Source organism: Streptomyces sp. NPDC058289 (assembly GCF_042880975.1).
Classification (GTDB): domain Bacteria; phylum Actinomycetota; class Actinomycetes; order Streptomycetales; family Streptomycetaceae; genus Streptomyces; species Streptomyces stoeckheimensis.
Genome location: NZ_JBHVYI010000050.1, coordinates 1 through 17,351, shown reverse-complemented (window position 1 = coordinate 17,351; position 17,351 = coordinate 1). Strand labels below are relative to the sequence as shown.

The window sequence follows — 17,351 nt, the reverse complement described above, 5'->3', positions numbered from 1 at the left end:
CCGACTCCGCAAACCCCCGCTGTGCTGCGCGTCCTGCGCTGCTCCAGGCCGGTGCCACCCCAAGGCGAACGGCCCGGTTCCCCCGGGGTGGGGGGAACCGGCCCGCTTCTTTCCCCGGTGCAGTGACGACGAAAGCCCCGCCGGATCTTCCGATCCGGCGGGGCTCACTGGTGTCCGTACGACGCGTGCGGTCACACGAAGGCGAGGTTGACCACCCAGAAGCTGAGGGCCGCGACCAGCGCCGCGGCCGGCATGGTGATGAACCAGCCCAGGATGATGTTCTTGGCGACGCCCCAGCGGACCGCGTTCACCCGCTTGGTCGCCCCCACACCCATGATCGCCGAGGTGATCACGTGGGTGGTGGAGATCGGCGCGTGGAAGAGGAACGCCGAGCCGAACATGATCGAGGCACCGGTGGTCTCCGCCGCGAAGCCCTGCGGCGGGTCCAGCTCGATGATCTTGCGGCCGAGGGTGCGCATGATGCGCCAGCCGCCCGCGTACGTACCCAGCGAGAGCATCACGGCACACACGATCTTGACCCAGATCGGGATCTCGTCGCCCGCGCTGTTCACGTCGGCGATGACCAGGGCCATCATCACGATGCCCATGGTCTTCTGCGCGTCCTGCAGGCCGTGGCCGAGCGCCATGCCGGCCGCCGAGACCGTCTGGGCGATGCGGAAGCCGCGCTTGGCCTTGTGCGGGTTGGACCGGCGGAACATCCACAGGATGGCCACCATCACCAGGTAACCGACGACGAGGCCGACCACCGGCGAGATGAACATCGGGATGACGACCTTGTCGACCACGCCCGACCAGAGCACCTCGGTGCCGCCGGCCAGCGCCGCGCCCACCATGCCGCCGAACAGCGCGTGCGAGGAGGACGAGGGCAGGCCGAAGTACCAGGTGATCAGGTTCCACACGATCGCGCCGACGAGCGCCGCGAAGAGGATCCACATGCCCCGGTTGCCGTGGGGCGTCTCGATCAGGCCCTCGCTGACCGTCTTGGCGACCCCGCTGCCGAGGAATGCGCCGGCGAGGTTCATGACCGCGGCCATCGCGAGCGCGGCACGCGGGGTCAGCGCACGGGTCGAGACCGACGTCGCGATCGCGTTCGCGGAGTCGTGAAAACCATTCGTATACGTAAAGCCGAGCGCGACACCGATGGTCACGATCAGAGCAAAGGTGTCCACGAGGTTCAGGACTCCTTGACCGCGATGGTCTCCACCGTGTTCGCGACGTGCTCGAACGCGTCGGCCGCCTCTTCGAGCACGTCGACGATCTGCTTGAGCTTCAGCACCTCCATGGCGTCGTACTTGCCGTTGAAGAGCTGGGCGAGCAGCTTGCGGTGGATCTGGTCCGCCTGGTTCTCGAGGCGGTTGACCTCGATCCAGTACTCGGTCAGGTTCGTCATGGTGCGCAGGTGGGGCATGGCCTCGGCGGTCAGCTCGGCCGCGCGCGCCAGTACCTCGATCTGCTGCTCGACGCCCTTGGGCAGCTCCTCCACGTTGTAGAGGACGACCAGGTCGACCGCCTCCTCCATGAAGTCCATGATGTCGTCGAGGCAGGACGCCAGGTTGTAGATGTCCTCGCGGTCGAACGGCGTAATGAAGGAGGAGTTGAGCTGGTGGAAGATCGCGTGGGTCGCGTCGTCTCCCGCGTGCTCCGCTGCCCGCATCCGCTCCGCGATCTCGACCCGGGCGGAGGAGTCCGCTCCGAGCAGTTCCATGAGGAGCTTCGAGCCCGTGACGATGTTGTCCGCGGATGCGGCGAACATGTCGTAGAAGCTCGTCTCCCTGGGGGTCAGACGAAATCGCACGTGAGGTCCTCGGGGTGCATTGGATTCGGTCAGGCTGATGCTAGGCGCATCCCCCGGCCACGGCTAACCGGCAGTTCCCCAGTGTCCTCCATCAGGCAGAGTGAGGACGACGGGCCCCCTGCCCCTACGGCCGGGGGCCGGTACCCTATACCCATGAGGGGTATAGGTCCCCCATTCCGGACCACGGGAGGACGCATGACTGCCATCCAGGCGGAGGGCTCCGGAGCCACCACGGACGCGGCCACGGACGCGGCCACGGGCACGGTGACGGAACCGAGCGCCGGCGCGGTGCACGGCTACCACCACCAGAAGGACGAGCACCTCAAGCGCCTGCGCCGGATCGAGGGCCAGATCCGGGGCCTCCAGCGCCTCGTCGACGAGGACGTCTACTGCATCGACATACTCACCCAGGTCTCGGCCAGCACGAAGGCGCTCCAGTCCTTCGCGCTCCAGCTCCTGGAGGAGCACCTGCGGCACTGCGTCGCCGACGCGGCCCTCAAGGGCGGGGGAGAGATCGACGCCAAGGTCGAGGAAGCGACGAAGGCGATCGCCCGACTGCTGCGCACCTGATCAACCGGCGCGAGCCGGCTCACGAGCGACCGCGCGAGCGAACTCACGAGGGGCGGGCCCGGGGAGCGGGGGTCAGCCGGACCACACGCCCATGAGCACCTCGTCGATCCGGTCCTGGCTGAGCCTCTCTTCGGCCACGGCCGACGCCGCGATGATCAACTCTCCGCACAGTTCGATCTCGGCGAGCGCCACGAGGTCCTGCACGGTCGAACCGCCTGCGGGAGTCACGCGTGCCACCTCAATCTGCCGTCGTCCGGTCGCCGGCGCTCGGCTTCTCAGCGTAGGGAGCGCACGGCGCGGCGCGCATGACACGGATGGACCATTTCCGGCCCCCCCACACCGGTCCGACGGCTCGGCCATGGCCCGATCGCGCCGCCCCGGGGGCTCCGGCCGGCTAATCGGCGATCTTCCCGGCGTAAATGTCCCCTTCGGCCGGCAAGACGACGGTGACCGGGGTCCCGAAGCCGTAGAGCAGCGTGGTGGAAGACACATCGATCACGCCATTGTTGACGTAGGTGAAGCGGTGGCGGACCTTCCGCAGGAGGCCCTCGGAGTCGAGGTAGGCGTCGAACGGCACCGCGTCCTTGCTGAACCCTTTCGCCGCCGCCTCCAGGGCCCCCTTCACCGCCGGTGAGGCCTGCGCCGCGGCCCGCGCGATATCGGTCGTACCCCGGTAGTGGCGCACCTTGGTCCCGGCCACCTCGGTCTCGCCCACGTACGTCACCTCCTGCGCCCCGCGCAGCAGCTCGGCGGCGGCCATCGGGTCGGTGGCCCCGCCGGTGACGAGGTTCCCGTCGGCGAGGGCCGTCGTGTCGACGCGGACCCACTTGTCGTCGGGGACGCCCGCGCCCCGGTTCTTCATGTACAGCGCGCCGGGCACCAGCAGCTCGGTGATGGGCCGGTGCTCGGCCTTGCCCTTGGCGTCGTCGGGGAGCATGACCAGCAGCTGCCCCATCCGGTTCTTGAAGTCGACCCCGCCCTCGCCCCGGATCGTGACCCGGGTGCCGCCCGTCGCCATCTCCATGGCCGTACGGGTCTGCGCGCTCCCGGTCGCCAGGAGCGCGTCGGCAGCTCCGCGGACCGTCGCCGCCGGGTCGCCGGCGGGCCGGGCGTCGTCGCCCGCGACGGCGTCACCACCGCACCCGCTCAACGCCGCCACCGTCAGGGCCAGGCCGACCGCGACCGCAGCCCGACCCGCGCGACCCCGCCTCCGCCTGTGCTGGTGCACCACCATCGCCTGCCAACCCCCAACGCGTGACCGCTGTTTGCCCGGGCCCCCACCCGCTCCGCTTAACGAGGTCCCGGGCCTCCCGTCACGGCCGCGACCCCGTCGCCCCGGGCCGGTGCCCCACCCGCCCCCGGCCCGGTACCTTGGTGGAGTGGAACCGCACACCGAAGCGACTCTCGTCCCTCCGCTTGCCGCAGTGCCGCTGCCCCGCCACCCCGGTCCCGGCACTGACCCGGCGCCGACACCATCCACCGATCACGCCACGAGCACCTCCGAACGGGGCTCCTTCAGCCTGGCCGCCTGTACGTGCGGCTGGCGCGGCCCGGCCCGCCGCTCCCGCGACCTGGCCCGCAAGGACGCCACCGGTCACGCCCCGGAGTAGCTCGATCGGACGGCCCGGCTGGCCGACGCGCCCGGGAGCGGTTGCCCTTGTCTCATGCCCGGACCCGCGCCACGACTCGCCGCCCTCACCTGGGCCCTGCTGATCGCGTTCGTCCCCGCCACCCCGGCCCGGGCCAGCCCCGTGGGTACGGCCGACGGGCCCGGTGACGTCGCCCTGGCCATCGGCGTCACCACCGCCGCGGCCACCGCGACCGGCCTGTGGCTGCGCTCCCGCTACCGGCGCTCCGACGCGGAGGCGGACGGCACGGACCACGGCGGCGAACCGTGACCCCGCCCCCGCGTCCCCGCCCGGCCGCCGTCCGCGTCTGCTTCGGGGCCGCGGCGCTGTGCCTGCTGGCGGCCGTGGTGCTGACCGTCTGGGACGCGTACGGCATCGGCTGACGCTCCGGACACCGCCCGGAGCACCGCCTCAGGCGGCGAGGTCGTTCTCGTGCCCGCGCCCCGCCGGCTCCGTCGCCGCGAGGTCCACCGGCCGGGCGACCACGCGGTCGCGCGCCCGGACCAGTACGCCCAGCCGCGGGGACCGGGCCACCGCCCGCACCACCGGGTTCAGCAGCGCCATCGCGAGCGGCGCGAGCAGCAGCACCACCGCAGTGCCCAGGGCGAGCCCGCCGATGACGTCGGTCGGATAGTGCAGGCCCATGTAGACCCGCGTGAACCCCTCCGCCAGGGCCAGCCCGATCCCGATGAAGCCGAGCTTGCGGTGGGCGACGAACAGGCCGACGCCGAGCGCCATCGCGAGCGTGGCGTGGTCGCTGACGAACGAGAAGGCGCTGTGGCCGATCCCGGCGCCGGGCTCCAGCACCTCGACCCCGCCGTGCTGCGCGGCGGGCCGCGGCCGGCCGACGAACTCCCGCAGCGGGATGTTCAGGAGCAGCGCGGCCCCGGCAGCGAGCGGGGCCCACACGAGGGCCGCGAAGGATTCGACGGCGGCGGGCTCGTCCTGCCGGCGCGCTCCGCGCCAGCACCACAGCACCAGGAGGACGAGGGCCAGCAGGATCCCGTACTCACCGAGGACCGCGACCGTCCGGTCCAGCCAGCCCGGGGCTTGCCCCGCCAGTCCGTTGATCTCGTACAGCAGGCTTACATCCACGTTCGGCCCACCTGTTGTGAGTCCAGCCATGGTGATGCGGCCCCTTGCCCTTGCCTTGGTACCCGTACGGCCGCACGCCGATGTGCGGCCCTTCGCCCCCGGTGATCAATCCGGCGCTTCCGCTCGTCCTGCCCCCAGTGACCATGGAACGCCCGTTCTGGCGGCTACGTTCCACTCTCCACCGAATGATCACCCCAACGTTATCGAAGAGTGACTCAAAGTTGCAGCTCAGGGCCTTCGGTTCACGCTGTGTTGCCAACACCCTCGCGCCGGGGCAGGGCCTCCGCGCCGTCCTTCGTCACGCGCGTCGCGCCGAAGTAGTCGGGCGTGTCGATCTTGTCGAAGCGGATCACGGCTCCGGTGAACGGGGCGTTGATCATGTACCCGCCGCCCACGTAGAGCCCGACGTGCCGGATCTCCCGGGAGTTCGTCAGATCGTCGGAGAAGAACACCAGGTCACCCGGCAGCAGTTCCGCTCGCGAGGGGTGCGGACCGGCGTTGTACTGGTCGTTCGCCACGCGCGGCAGATCGACCCCCACCGACTCGTACGCGGCCTTGGTCAGCCCCGAGCAGTCGAACCGCCCGCCCTGCTCGGGCGTCCCGTTCCCGCCCCACAGGTAGGGGGTGCCCAGTTGCTTCTGCGCGAAGTAGATCGCCCCGGCGGCCTGCTGCGAGGGCGCGACCCGCCCGATGGGGGCCTCGAAGCTCTTGGCGAGGGTCGTGATGGTCTTCACGTACCCCTGGGTCTCCCGGTAGGGCGGGACGCCCCCGTACTTCTGCACCGCACCCGGACCCGCGTTGTAGGCGGCGAGCATGTTCGCGACCGGGTCCCCGGGCACCTTGCCCACCTGCCGCGCGAGCACGCAGTCGTACGAAGCCGCCGACGGGATCGCGTCGTTCGGGTCCCAGATGTCACGGTCCCCGTCGCCGTCCCCGTCGATGCCCTGCGTCGCCCAGGTCCCCGGGATGAACTGCGCGATGCCCTTCGCGTCCGCCGGGCTCACCGCCCCCGGGTTCCAGCCGCTCTCCGAGTAGAGCTGGGCCGCCAGCACCGCCGGGGAGAGCGTCGGGCAGAGGTTGCCCCACTTCTGCACGAGGGACTGGTACTTCCCCGGCACTGCCCCCTTGGCGAGCCCGCCGGCCCGCCCGCCGGCGCCGGCGATGCCCGCGGCCGCCGAGTACGTACCGACCACGAGCAGGGCGAGAAAGCACAGGCATGCCCCGAAGCTGATTCCACCGACCACCCAGAGTCTGCGCACCCGCCAACCTTCCCCCATCGAACGGCTTTTCCCGGGGCTCCCGCCACCCCGTGTCGAATCATCCCGCCGGGGAAGCCGCACAGGAACCGTCGCACCCGCGGCACTTGGAGCACACACCCCGGCGGACGGGTGAACTCATACGACGATACGAAGTACTTGCGGTCCTGGGTTCCTACCCCCTCGGCGCGACGAACAGGCTCTGCGCGCTCCGCCCGATCGGCCCCTTCTCGTCGTGCAGCCGCGCGTCCGCCAGTCCGATGCCCGCCGCGTCCACGCTCGTACGGGCCTCCACGCACACCCATTCACCGGCCGGATGGCGGTGCAGGTGCACGGTGAGGTCACCGTTGACGAAGAGGTACCGCCCGAAGTCCAGGACCGAGCTGATGCCGTTGCCCGAGTCCGCCGCGACCAGCACCCGGTCCAGCGGCCGGGGCTCCTCCCCGGCGACGAGCGGCACCTTCATCCGCATCCAGCAGGTCCCGGGACCGAGCTCGACGAACGCGCCCTGCGCGAAGCGGGTCTCCATCGCCGAGTGGTAGCCCTGCTCCCACGGCACCGGGAAGAACGGCGTCGGCCCCACCTGCCCCGGCGGCGGCAGCTCCGGCCCGGGCACGACGGACGGTACGGACTCCCCCGCCACCCGGATCCGCAGCGCCCGCGCCAGCATCACGGGCGCGGCTCCGGCGGGAGCGAGCGCGGCCTCGACCACCTCGGTCCCGCGGCCGGCCCGCAGCACACTGGTCGTCAGCTCCAGCGGTCCGATCGGCACCGGGCGCAGGATCTCGTAGGTGATCCGGGCGATCCGCATGTCGTCCCGCCCACCCGGCCGTTCCTCGATCGCCCGCCCGAGCAGCGCGGCCGGCGGGCCGGCGTGCTGCGAGCCGGGATCCCACGGGCCGCGCGTGTAGCCGCTCGACAGGAACCGCCCCGCGTCGATCCGCTCGTAGAACCCGTCCACATCACTGACGTCACTGACACCGCTCTCGGCACCCATGACCGCCACGCTACCGATTGGTAACCGGCGACCGCCAGCCCCACCGGCCCACGAAGCCCGAACGCTCAGCGAGCGAAGCCCAGCCCCACCCCGAGCCCCACCAGGACCGAGCCGATGGCCCGGTTCAGCGCCTTCTGCGCCTTCAACATCCGATCGCGCAGCCGGGAGTTGGAGAAGAACAGCGCGACCGCCCCGAACCAGCCCAGGTGCGCCGCCGACATGAACAGCCCGTACCCGGCCTGCTGCCACACCGGGGTCCCCGGCCCGACCACCTGCGTGAAGGTGGACACGACGAACAGCGTGGTCTTCGGGTTCAGCACATTGGTCAGGAATCCGCTCCTGAGCGCCCCGAACGGCGTCAGCCCGCCCTTCTCCTCCAGGTCCACGGCCACCTCGGTCCGCGCCCGGAAGGTCCGTATCCCGATCCACACCAGGTACGCGGCGCCCGCGAGCTTGATCATCGTGAACAGTTCGGCGGAGGAGGCGATCAGCAGACCGACCCCGAGCATCGTGTAGGAGACGTGGACCAGCACCCCGGCCGCGACCCCGGCGGCCGCGAACAGGCCGGTGGGCCGCCCGTAGAGGTAGCTGTTGCGGACGACCATGGCGAAATCCGCACCGGGACTGATGACGGCGAGGAAGGTGATGACGGCTACTGCGATCACTTCGGTCATACGGCGATGCTCGCCGGACCCTCCCACGACGATCAAGGGCTTTCCGCATCCCGGGCACCCGACGACCACTCAACTCCCCCACGGGGAGACAATGGGGACGTGCCCACGTCTTCCCCCGCCGGCCCCGCCGCCCCCGCCCCACTGCCCCTCCTGCAAGCGGACTGCGCCAACTGCTTCGCGCTCTGCTGCGTAGCCCTGCCCTTCGCCAAGTCCACCGACTTCGCCGTGAACAAGCCCGCCGGCACCCCCTGCAAGAACCTCCGGCAGGACTTCCGCTGCGGCATCCACACCGGCCTGCGCGACAAGGGCTTCCAGGGCTGCACCGTCTTCGACTGCTTCGGCGCCGGCCAGCAGGTCTCCCAGATCACCTTCGGCGGCCGCGACTGGCGCTCCCACCCCGCCACCGCCGGCACGATGTTCACGGTCTTCCCCGTGATGCGGAGCCTGCACGAGCTGCTCTTCTACCTCGCCGAAGCCCTCACCCTCCCCGCCGCCCGCCCCCTCCACGCGCAGCTGCGCACCGCCCTGGCCGACACCACCCGGTGGACCGTGGCGACCCCGGAAGCCCTCGCGGAGTTCGACATCACCCCGCTGCGCCAGGAGGTGAACGCCCTCCTCCTCAAAACCAGCGAGCTCGTACGGGCCGAGGTGGCGGGCCGCAAGAAGAACCACCGCGGCGCCGACCTGATGGGCGCCCGCCTCCCCGGCGCGGACCTGCGCGGAGCCAACCTCCGCGGCGCCTACCTGATCGCCGCCGACCTCAGCGGCGCCGACCTGCGCACGGCCGACCTCATCGGCGCGGACTTCCGCGACACCGACCTGCACGACGCAGACCTCCGCGGCGCCCTCTTCCTCACCCAGCCCCAGCTGAACGCGGCCCGGGGCAACTCCGCGACCCGCATCCCGCCCTCCCTCACCCGCCCCGCGCACTGGCTCGGGGACCGTCCGGGGCGGTCATCGGCGCACGAATCCACCGACTGACGGAGCGTCGGATGTCGGATGTCTGATGTCGGAAAACATCATCGGCAGGCTCGAACGAACCACGCCCCGTTGCGCCAAACGGCGCGCCCCGATCCGAGCCACCAGCGCACCGAGACGACAATCATTGCCCGCAGTCACCCCTCGTGATACACAGAGTGACGATACGTTCTTTCCCCCACACGCCGCCCCACCCCAGGTCAGGACATACGGACGACACCCGGGGCGACGGATCGGGTAAAGAGAGCAGTCAAGTCGACATCCGACGCCGGTTTCATCAGGGAAGATAGAGGGCGACCCCTGCCGTCCGGGCACGGGCTACCGGAACTACCCATACAGGGGCGGTGAGTTACATGATCCTGGCAGCCGAAAAGGGCGACATCACCACCATCATCGGCGGAATCGCCCCGAACTGGGGGCCGTTCGGCAGTCTCGGCAACGAAGCGAAGGTCATGATCGAGGTGGTCATGGCCGTGGCGATCCTGCTCTGCCTGGGCATCGCCATCTGGGGCGCGGCCAAGCAGCGCATCGGCGCGACCGCACTGCGCGACACCTTCAGCGCGGAACAGGGCAAGGGCCTCATCGTGGCCGGCCTGACGGGCGTCTTCATCATCGGATCACTGGGCACCCTCTTCACGATCGTCTACGGAATGGCCGTCTAGCCCGAGCCCTGATGGGGACTCACCACGCCGCGCCTGCGCGGATACCAGCGCTACCGTCGTACGACGCGGAGGGGGCGAACACCGAATGAGCACCGACGACCAATACGGTGGCGGCGAGGTCGGCGGCACCGGCCAGACCCGTACCCGCTTCCCGGAGCCCTCGGACCCGTACGCCCCACCCCGCCGCACCTCCAGAGGCCTGATCACCGCCGTCGGCGTGGTGGTCCTCCTCATCGCAGCCATCGCCTTCGCCAACCAGTCCCGCACCCCGGAAGCCCCCCCGACCGCGGACAAGGCCCCCACTGCCACCAACCCGACGGCAGCCACGGGCATCGCCCCGGTCGACGGCAAGTCCGCAGGCATCCCGAAGGGCTTCGCCCAGACCGAACAGGGCGCCCAGTCCGCGGCGGCGAACTACGCGGTGGCACTCGGCTCGGACGGCATGTTCAGAAAGAACACCCGGCACACCCTCGTGGACGGCATCTACACGCCCGACGCCGCCGCCAAACTGAGAGGCCCTCAGGACGAGGCGTACTCAGCCGCGTTCCTCACCAAGCTCGGACTCGACGCGAACGGCAATCCACCACAGGGCAGCACCTTCGTCACCCGCGCCGTCCCCGTCGGCACCCGAACCGACAGCTACGCGCCCACGACCGCGAAAGTCTCCGTCTGGTACACGGGTCTCATCGGCATGTCCGGGCCGAAGTCCACCGACCCGGTACGCACGACGTGGAAGACCTGGACGTTCGAACTGGTCTGGGCGAGCGGAGACTGGAAGGTCCTCTCCGACTCCCAGCAGGACGGACCCGCACCGGTTCCCGGTGATGCGGTCGCGTCACCTTCCGAGGACATCAGCAAGGCCGTCAAGGAGTTCGGAGGCTTCACCTATGCCCGCTAGCCTCCGGCTCCGGGTCGGCGTGGTCACCTGCGCCCAATTGGCCATCGCAGGCCTGGCAACCCGCGCCTACGCCGCCCCGAGCCCCACACCAACCCCGTCTCGGCTACCCAGCGATGACCCCTGCGACCTGCTGATCGGCCCTGCGAAGCAGTACTGCAACCGCGAAGGCACCGCCCCCAACGGCCCCGGCACAGGCCTCGCCCCCAGCGACCCCACCGACGCCCTCAACCCCCTCTCCTCCCTCGCAAAGGGCTGCGCCGACGCCGCAGCCTGGATCGTCGGCGAACTCAGCAAAGCGGTGAACGGCACCGCCAACGTCGACTTCACCAACGGCACCTTCCTCAAGCAGTACGCCATCGTCTTCGCCGCCTCCACCATCCTCACGCTCATCCTCTGGCTCTTCGCCGTCGCCAAACGAGCCATCCGCGGCGTCCCCTTCACCACCGCCATGTCCGAAGCCATCGGCTTCCTCTGGCTCACCGTCCTCGCCTCCGCCTTCACCCCCCTCATCCTCTACACCGTCGTCTCCGCCACCGACGGCGTCACCGAGGTCATCGCCTCCGCCACCGGCGGCCAGACCGACGTCTTCTTCGGCTCCTTCGCCGAGGCCCTCAAAAAGGGCGACGACATCGGCGGCGGCCCGATCATGCTGATCGTCGTCGCCCTCGTCACCGTCCTCGCCGCCGGCATCCTCTGCCTCGAGCTGGTGATCCGCGCCGCGCTCCTCTACGTCGGCGCCCTGCTCGGCACCGTCGTCTACGCCGGCCTCGTCGACCGCAACCTCTGGGGCCACGTCCGCCGCTGGGCGGGCATCATGATCGCCGTCATCCTCGTGAAGCCGGTCATCGTCATCGTCCTGGGCCTCGCCGGAGCCCTCGCCGGAGAAAAGGGCCCGAACGCCTTCTCCGCGGTCGTCTCCGGCCTCGCCATCATCCTCCTGGCGATCTTCGCCTCCGCGATGATCTACCGCTTCGTCCCCGGCTTCGGCGACGAGATCGCCTCCGCCCGCACCAACCGCAGCAAGGCCACCGACGGCGCCCAGGCGGCCGCCGTCATCAGCTCCCCGGCCTCCCTCGTCTCCCAGGGCATCAAGACCCACAGCAGCCGCGGCGCAGGCGGAGGCGGAAACAGCGGCGGCGGCGCCCACCGCGCCGGCGGCGACAACCAGATCTCCGGAGGCATGGCCGCACACAGCAGCCGCGGCTCCGGCGGCGGAGGAGGCGGGGCCGGCCCCGCCGCCGCACCCCCGCCCCGTACGGGCTCCAGCACGAGGAACACAGGAGGTGACGGGCGGTGACGACCCAGTCCCACCAGCTCCACCCGGTCACGCCCCGCCGCACGTATCTCATCGGCCGGGCCCGGCCGAACGCGATCGTCGGCAAGAACCGCGAGACCGGCGAGATCGCCCTGATCATCGCCGGCGCGTTCCTCGGCATGATGAGCGGACTGCTCGTCCCCGCCCTCACCCTGCGCATCGTCTCCCTCGCCGGCTTCCCCATGCTCGCCCTCGCCGCCGTGTACGTCCCCTACCGCGGCCGCACCTTCTACCGCTGGTTCGAGATCAACCGCAGCTACAAGCGCACCCTGCGCCGCGGCACCACGTTCCGCTCCGGCGCCATGGAAGCCGGCATCCGCGCCGGCGACGGCCGCGAGGTCGAGGTCGGCCCGCCCCCCGGCATCGGCCGCATCAACTGGCTCGCCGCCCCCTTCGGCCCCGACGAGATCGCCGTCCTGCTCCACGCGGACCGCAGAACCGTCACCGCCGCCATCGAGATCGAGGGCCCGGGCGTGGGCCTGCGCGACAGCGAGGACCAAGAGGCCCTCGTGGACCGTTTCGGCACCCTCCTCAAGCACGTGGCCAACGGCGACGGCTTCGTCACCCGCCTCCAGATGCTCGTACGCACCCTGCCCGCCGACCCGGAGGCCCACGACAAGGACGTGGCCGCCCGCGGCAACACCAGCGCCCCCGTCTGGCTGCGCGATTCGTACGACCAGCTCCAGTCGATGGTGTCGACCTCCTCCGAGCAGCACCGCGCGTACCTCGTCGCCTGCATCCACTTCACCCGCGAACTCGCCGCCGAGGCCCACACCATCGCCCGCGCCGCGACCCCCCACAAGGGCCGCAGGGTCGACCGCGACGCCGGCCTCGCCATCGTCATGGCCCGCGAGCTCACCGACATCTGCGCCCGCCTCGCCGAGGCCGACATCCGCGTCCGCCAGCCGCTGGGGCAGGGCCGCCTCGCCTCCCTCGTGCACTCCATGTACGACCCGGACCACCCCATCGACCACATCCAGGCCATGACCAAGCGCAACGCCTGGCCCGCCGAACTGGACGCCGTCGAACCGACCTACCTCCAGGCCAAGACCCGCGAATCCTCCACCCGCGCCCCCTGGTGCCACGCCACGGCCTGGGTGAAGGAATGGCCGATGACCCCGGTCGGCGTGAACTTCCTCGCCCCGCTGCTGGTCCACACCCCCGACGTCATCCGCACGGTCGCCGTCACCATGGACCTGGAACCCACCGAGATCGCCATCGAGCGCATGCTCACGGAGAAGACGAACGACGAGGCCGACGCCAGCCGCGCCGCCAAGATGAACCGCACCGTCGACCCCCGCGACATCGCCGCGCACGGCCGGCTCGACCAGCGCGGCGAAGACCTCGCGAGCGGCGCCGCCGGGGTCAACCTGGTCGGCTACATCACGGTCTCCTCCCGCTCCCCCGAAGCCCTCGCCCGCGACAAGCGCACCATCCGCGCCTCGGCGGGCAAGTCCTACCTGAAGCTCGAATGGTGCGACCGCGAGCACCACCGCGCCTTCGTCAACACCCTGCCGTTCGCCACCGGCATCCGACGCTAGCTGGAGGGAATGGCCGCCCATGCGAGATCCCATGTCCGCCCTGACGGACGCCTTCACCAGCTTCCTGTTCGGCAAGGTGGAAACCACCCGCCTCCCCGTCCGCACGTCCACGGGCCAGGCCCAAGCCGTCTACCTGCCCACGGCCGCCCCCGGTCTCGGTGACTCCGGCGTCATCATCGGCCGTGAGGTCTACAGCGGCAAGGGCTACATCTACGACCCCTTCCAGCTGTACGGCCAACAACTCCCCGCCCCCCACTGGCTGGTCCTGGGCGAGTCGGGCAACGGCAAGTCGGCCCTGGAGAAGACCTACGTCCTACGCCAACTGCGCTTCCGGGACCGCCAGGTCGTCGTCCTGGACGCCCAGGGCGAGGACGGCGTCGGCGAGTGGAACCTCATCGCCCAGCAGCTGGGAATAACCCCCATCCGCCTGGACCCCATCGCCGCGAACGACGACGGGATCCGCCTCAACCCCCTCGACCCGGCGATCACCGCGACGGGTCAGCTCGCGCTGCTCCGCACCATCATCGAAGTCGCCATGGGCCACGGCCTGGACGAACGCTCGGGCTTCGCCCTGAAGGTCGCCCACGCCTACGTCGTGGAAACCATCACGGACCGCCAACCGGTCCTGATGGACATCGTGGAACAACTGCGCCACCCGGAACCAGAGTCGGCGCTCTCGATGAACGTGGCCATAGACGATGTCCGTGCCTGGGGACTCGACGTCGCACTCGTCATCGACCGCCTGGTCGACGGCGACCTGCGCGGCATGTTCGACGGCCCGACCACGGTGGGCATCGACCTCGACGCCCCTCTCATCGTCTTCGACCTCTCCCACATCGACCGCAACTCCATCGCCATGCCGATCCTGATGGCGATCGTCGGCGTATGGCTGGAACACACCTGGATCCGCCCGGACCGCAAGAAGCGCATCTTCCTGGTCGAAGAGGCCTGGCACATCATCAACAGCCCCTTCGTGGCCCAGCTCTTCCAGCGCCTGCTCAAGTTCGGCCGGCGCCTCGGCCTGTCCTTCGTAGCCGTCGTCCACCACCTCTCGGACGTCGTGGACGGAGCTGCGGCCCGCGAAGCGGCAGCGATCCTCAAAATGGCCTCGACGCGCACGATCTACGCCCAAAAGGCGGACGAGGCCCGCGCCACGGGCCGCGTCCTGGGCCTGCCCCGCTGGGCGGTGGAAATCATCCCCACCCTCACCCCCGGCATCGCGGTCTGGGACGTGAACGGCAACGTCCAGGTCGTCAAACACCTGATCACTGAGGCCGAACGCCCCTTGGTCTTCACGGACCGTGCCATGACCGAATCCTCGGTCCAGCACCGCCTGCCCGACGACCTCCTCGCCGCCGAACTGGAGACAGAGGAGCGCGCCCTCCTGATGGAACGCCACCGCAACGCCGGCGGCTCGGCCACCACGGTGGCCTGACATGCCCCAGCGCACGGACCACCCGGACCCCCGCCCCCAAGGCGGCATCCCGGACGGCCTCCTCGTGGGCCTCCTGGCCTTCCTCCTGGGCCTGGCCGTCCTCATCTGGACGGCCACCGGCCTGGCGGCCCTCTTCACGAAGGGTGCCTGGCCGAGCAAGGTCACCTTCACCCGCACCCCGACCGCGGTCCGCTCACTGATAGCTCAACCCCACGACATCCCGGCCGCCTGGCCGGACACACCCCCCGAGGCCCTCTCCAACTGGGGCCTCTTCTGGGGCCTGTTCATCAGCCAGCTCCTGGTCCTCCTGGTCCTGACCATCTTCACCCTGGGCATCGTCGCCCGCACGAAATCCCGCCGCCGCCTGAAGACCCAGCAGACGCAGCAGACGCAGCAGACGCAGCAGGGCCAGCGAACTCCAACCCACGCAGCCGACCACCCCTCCTCAACGCGGCAGACGTCGCAGCAACTCTCAGCCTCGCCGACGTCACAGCCATACTCAGCCCCTCCGGCACACTCAGCCCCTCCGGCGTTTGAGGAGCGGGGGTACGGGGGCTGGCCCCCCGCAACGGCGCCGTACCCACCCACGGTCCCCACCCCCACCAAGCCCTACCTGGCGGACTCGCTGACCTCAGCCTCCCCCGAGGCTCAGCCCTACTCAGCCCCTCCGGCGTTTGAGGCGCGGGGCCCCGGGGGCAGAGCCCCCGGCGACGGCGCCGCCCCCTCCCCCACGGACGAGGCGTACCGCTACGGCTTCGGCTACGCCCCAAGCCCGGAGCCGACGCCGACGCAGTCCACCACCCCGTTCCAAACACACCGCATCGCCTACGCCCCACCCCAGGCCCGAACCACCGCAGCCGCCGAGGCCATCGCAGCCGCACAGGGCGCCATCCTCGTGATCACGTCCTCCCCCGCCCTCTGGTCGGAAACGAAGGACGCCCGCTCCAAACTGGGCCCCGTCCTCCTCTACGACCCCTCCCACCTCTGCGACACCCCGGCCCGCATCCACTGGAGTCCCACGGAAGGCTGCGCGGACCGCGCCACCGCCGCCGCCCGCGCCATCGCGCTCCTGGCCCCGGTCCGCCCCCAGGCCCGTATGGACTCCGCCCTCGCGGACACCGCGGAAACGCTCCTGCGCAGCTGGCTCCAAGCTGCCGCCCTGGACAACCGCCCGTTCAAGCAACTGCACCGCTGGGCCCAGGGCACCAACGCCCAGGAACCGGTCCGCATCCTCCGCACCCACCCCCAGGCGGCAACGGCCGCCCCCGGCGCGGCCGGCGAGCTGGAGAGCGCCCTCACCGCCCACCCCGACCGCCGCGAACTGGCCCAACACCTCACGGCCCGCGCCCTGACGGCCCTCTCCTCGATCCACATCCGGGAATCCTGCACCCCGAACCGAACCGATTCCCTCGCCCTCGCATCGTTCGTCTCCGAAGGGGGCACCCTCTACGTGGTGGGCGAACCCCTGGAAGACCCCCGGGCCCACCCGGGTGCGATGCCGCTGCTGACCGCACTCGCCTCCAGCGTGGTCGAGCACGGCCGCCGCATGGCCGCACGGTCATCCGACGGTCGGCTCGACCCACCACTGAGCCTGGTCTTCGAGGACGTCGCCGCCGTGGCCCCGATCCCCCAACTGCCACAGCTCCTCCAGGACACGACGCTCCCGCTCGTCGCCCTGTGCCGCAGCCGCGAGCAGGCCCGCTCCCGCTGGCCGGAAGCGGACCTCCCTGTCGCCGCCGGCTAAGCAGGTCGCGGGAACACGTACTCCAGCTCCTTCGCCGACGGATCGGTCGGCATCGGTACGACCTTCCCGCTGGGCACGAACCCGAAGCGCCGGTAGAACGCCCCTGCCCGCGCATTCTCCGCGTGCACGAAGAGCCGTACGCGCGCCAGCACCGGCTCCTCCAACCCCCAGGCCCACTCCAGCGCGGCCGCGAACAGCGTCTCGGTCAGCCCGATCCCCCGCTGCGCCGGCCGGACGAACACGCCCACGAGGTGCGCCTGAGCCTGCTCGACCTCCCCGTCGAAGATGTCGGTCGTGCCGGCCTGCTCGAGGAGCACGCTCACCGACCCGACCCATTCCCCATCGGGCCCCTCGGCGACGAACTGCCGGACGCCCCGCCCCGCCGCAGCCCCGGCAGCCCTCTCCTGCCAGAACTCATCGGTCCTTGCCTCGCCCTGCTCGAGGGTCTCCAGGAAGGCCACCGACGCGGCCGGATCCCGCAGAGCCGCGAGCCGCAGCTCCTTCACCTTGGCCCACTCGTCAGCCCGTACAGGACGTATCACGTACTCGTTCATACCTCGGGATCCTAACGAGCCGGCCAACCCGACTTCACCCGAGTTTCCACGAAAGAAGCCGTAAACGCAGAAAAGCCCCGCACCGAACCCGTAAAGGGCTGGTGCGGGGCTTTCCCACAATGATTGTTCGGCGGCGTCCTACTCTCCCACAGGGTCCCCCCTGCAGTACCATCGGCGCTGAAAGGCTT

The 17,351-nt window shown here is 70.5% G+C and carries 19 protein-coding genes; 10 read left to right on the top strand and 9 right to left on the bottom strand.

Annotated elements, in window-relative coordinates; translation table 11 throughout:
• Window positions 1-191: 191 nt before the first annotated feature.
• A complete protein-coding gene (locus tag ACFVX6_RS24365; protein WP_389694715.1) occupies window positions 192-1,190 on the bottom strand; it encodes an anion permease in 999 nt (332 codons plus the stop codon).
• 5 nt (window positions 1,191-1,195) lie between these two features.
• Window positions 1,196-1,816 carry a DUF47 domain-containing protein gene (locus tag ACFVX6_RS24360; RefSeq protein WP_215029557.1) on the bottom strand — a complete coding sequence of 207 codons (621 nt, stop codon included), beginning with the start codon at window positions 1,814-1,816 and terminating at the stop codon, window positions 1,196-1,198.
• A 195-nt stretch (window positions 1,817-2,011) separates the two neighbouring features.
• On the opposite strand from ACFVX6_RS24360, the gene ACFVX6_RS24355 reads away from it, so the two are divergent.
• Complete coding sequence (locus tag ACFVX6_RS24355; protein WP_389694713.1) at window positions 2,012-2,386, top strand: metal-sensitive transcriptional regulator; 375 nt, start codon at window positions 2,012-2,014, stop codon at window positions 2,384-2,386.
• A 72-nt stretch (window positions 2,387-2,458) separates the two neighbouring features.
• Here ACFVX6_RS24355 and ACFVX6_RS24350 read toward each other — a convergent pair whose 3' ends face one another.
• Together ACFVX6_RS24350 and ACFVX6_RS24345 are read right to left on the bottom strand one after the other, a co-directional pair.
• Window positions 2,459-2,614, bottom strand: coding sequence for a hypothetical protein (locus ACFVX6_RS24350; RefSeq protein WP_250744641.1), 156 nt, complete (start codon window positions 2,612-2,614; stop codon window positions 2,459-2,461).
• A 166-nt stretch (window positions 2,615-2,780) separates the two neighbouring features.
• Window positions 2,781-3,620 (bottom strand): hypothetical protein, encoded by an 840-nt coding sequence (locus ACFVX6_RS24345; protein WP_389694711.1) that lies wholly within the window; start codon window positions 3,618-3,620, stop codon window positions 2,781-2,783.
• A gap of 145 nt (window positions 3,621-3,765) precedes the next feature.
• On the opposite strand from ACFVX6_RS24345, the gene ACFVX6_RS24340 reads away from it, so the two are divergent.
• A complete protein-coding gene (locus ACFVX6_RS24340; protein ID WP_389694709.1) occupies window positions 3,766-3,996 on the top strand; it encodes a hypothetical protein in 231 nt (76 codons plus the stop codon).
• Window positions 3,997-4,050: 54 nt separating this feature from the next.
• Window positions 4,051-4,284 (top strand): hypothetical protein, encoded by a 234-nt coding sequence (locus ACFVX6_RS24335; protein ID WP_389694707.1) that lies wholly within the window; start codon window positions 4,051-4,053, stop codon window positions 4,282-4,284.
• Between the two features lie 141 nt (window positions 4,285-4,425).
• On the opposite strand, the gene ACFVX6_RS24330 is transcribed toward ACFVX6_RS24335, so the two are convergent.
• The 4 genes from ACFVX6_RS24330 to ACFVX6_RS24315 form a co-directional block, all read right to left on the bottom strand.
• Window positions 4,426-5,139 (bottom strand): phosphatase PAP2 family protein, encoded by a 714-nt coding sequence (locus tag ACFVX6_RS24330; protein ID WP_389694705.1) that lies wholly within the window; start codon window positions 5,137-5,139, stop codon window positions 4,426-4,428.
• A gap of 212 nt (window positions 5,140-5,351) precedes the next feature.
• Window positions 5,352-6,368 (bottom strand): NlpC/P60 family protein, encoded by a 1,017-nt coding sequence (locus tag ACFVX6_RS24325; RefSeq protein WP_389694703.1) that lies wholly within the window; start codon window positions 6,366-6,368, stop codon window positions 5,352-5,354.
• 172 nt (window positions 6,369-6,540) lie between these two features.
• The gene (locus ACFVX6_RS24320; RefSeq protein WP_389694701.1) at window positions 6,541-7,362 is read right to left on the bottom strand and encodes a thioesterase family protein; all 822 of its coding nucleotides are present in this window, start codon (window positions 7,360-7,362) and stop codon (window positions 6,541-6,543) included.
• Between the two features lie 65 nt (window positions 7,363-7,427).
• Window positions 7,428-8,036, bottom strand: a complete 609-nt coding sequence (locus ACFVX6_RS24315; protein WP_389694699.1) for a LysE family translocator — start codon at window positions 8,034-8,036, stop codon at window positions 7,428-7,430.
• A 99-nt stretch (window positions 8,037-8,135) separates the two neighbouring features.
• Between ACFVX6_RS24315 and ACFVX6_RS24310 the strand changes: the two genes are divergently transcribed.
• The 7 genes from ACFVX6_RS24310 to ACFVX6_RS24280 all read left to right on the top strand — a co-directional run bounded on the left by ACFVX6_RS24310 (window position 8,136) and on the right by ACFVX6_RS24280 (window position 16,609).
• Window positions 8,136-9,017: a pentapeptide repeat-containing protein gene (locus ACFVX6_RS24310; protein WP_389694697.1), complete on the top strand. Its 882-nt coding sequence runs from the start codon at window positions 8,136-8,138 to the stop codon at window positions 9,015-9,017.
• A 350-nt stretch (window positions 9,018-9,367) separates the two neighbouring features.
• The gene (locus ACFVX6_RS24305) at window positions 9,368-9,676 is read left to right on the top strand and encodes a hypothetical protein (RefSeq protein WP_008742356.1); all 309 of its coding nucleotides are present in this window, start codon (window positions 9,368-9,370) and stop codon (window positions 9,674-9,676) included.
• Between the two features lie 85 nt (window positions 9,677-9,761).
• On the top strand, window positions 9,762-10,574 hold the full coding sequence (locus ACFVX6_RS24300) for a hypothetical protein (RefSeq protein ID WP_389694695.1): 813 nt from the start codon (window positions 9,762-9,764) through the stop codon (window positions 10,572-10,574).
• Window positions 10,564-11,871 (top strand): hypothetical protein, encoded by a 1,308-nt coding sequence (locus ACFVX6_RS24295; protein WP_389694693.1) that lies wholly within the window; start codon window positions 10,564-10,566, stop codon window positions 11,869-11,871. The genes ACFVX6_RS24300 and ACFVX6_RS24295 overlap by 11 nt, the downstream gene beginning before the upstream one ends.
• Complete coding sequence (locus ACFVX6_RS24290) at window positions 11,868-13,430, top strand: SCO6880 family protein (protein ID WP_389694691.1); 1,563 nt, start codon at window positions 11,868-11,870, stop codon at window positions 13,428-13,430. The genes ACFVX6_RS24295 and ACFVX6_RS24290 overlap by 4 nt, the downstream gene beginning before the upstream one ends.
• A gap of 19 nt (window positions 13,431-13,449) precedes the next feature.
• Window positions 13,450-14,865, top strand: a complete 1,416-nt coding sequence (locus tag ACFVX6_RS24285; RefSeq protein ID WP_250744631.1) for an ATP-binding protein — start codon at window positions 13,450-13,452, stop codon at window positions 14,863-14,865.
• Window position 14,866: 1 nt separating this feature from the next.
• Entirely contained in the window at window positions 14,867-16,609 is a 1,743-nt protein-coding gene (locus ACFVX6_RS24280) for a type VI secretion protein (RefSeq protein ID WP_389694689.1), read from the top strand.
• Here ACFVX6_RS24280 and ACFVX6_RS24275 read toward each other — a convergent pair.
• Entirely contained in the window at window positions 16,606-17,163 is a 558-nt protein-coding gene (locus ACFVX6_RS24275; protein ID WP_389694687.1) for a GNAT family N-acetyltransferase, read from the bottom strand. The two genes, ACFVX6_RS24280 and ACFVX6_RS24275, sit on opposite strands and share 4 nt — an antisense overlap.
• Window positions 17,164-17,351 lie beyond the last annotated feature (188 nt).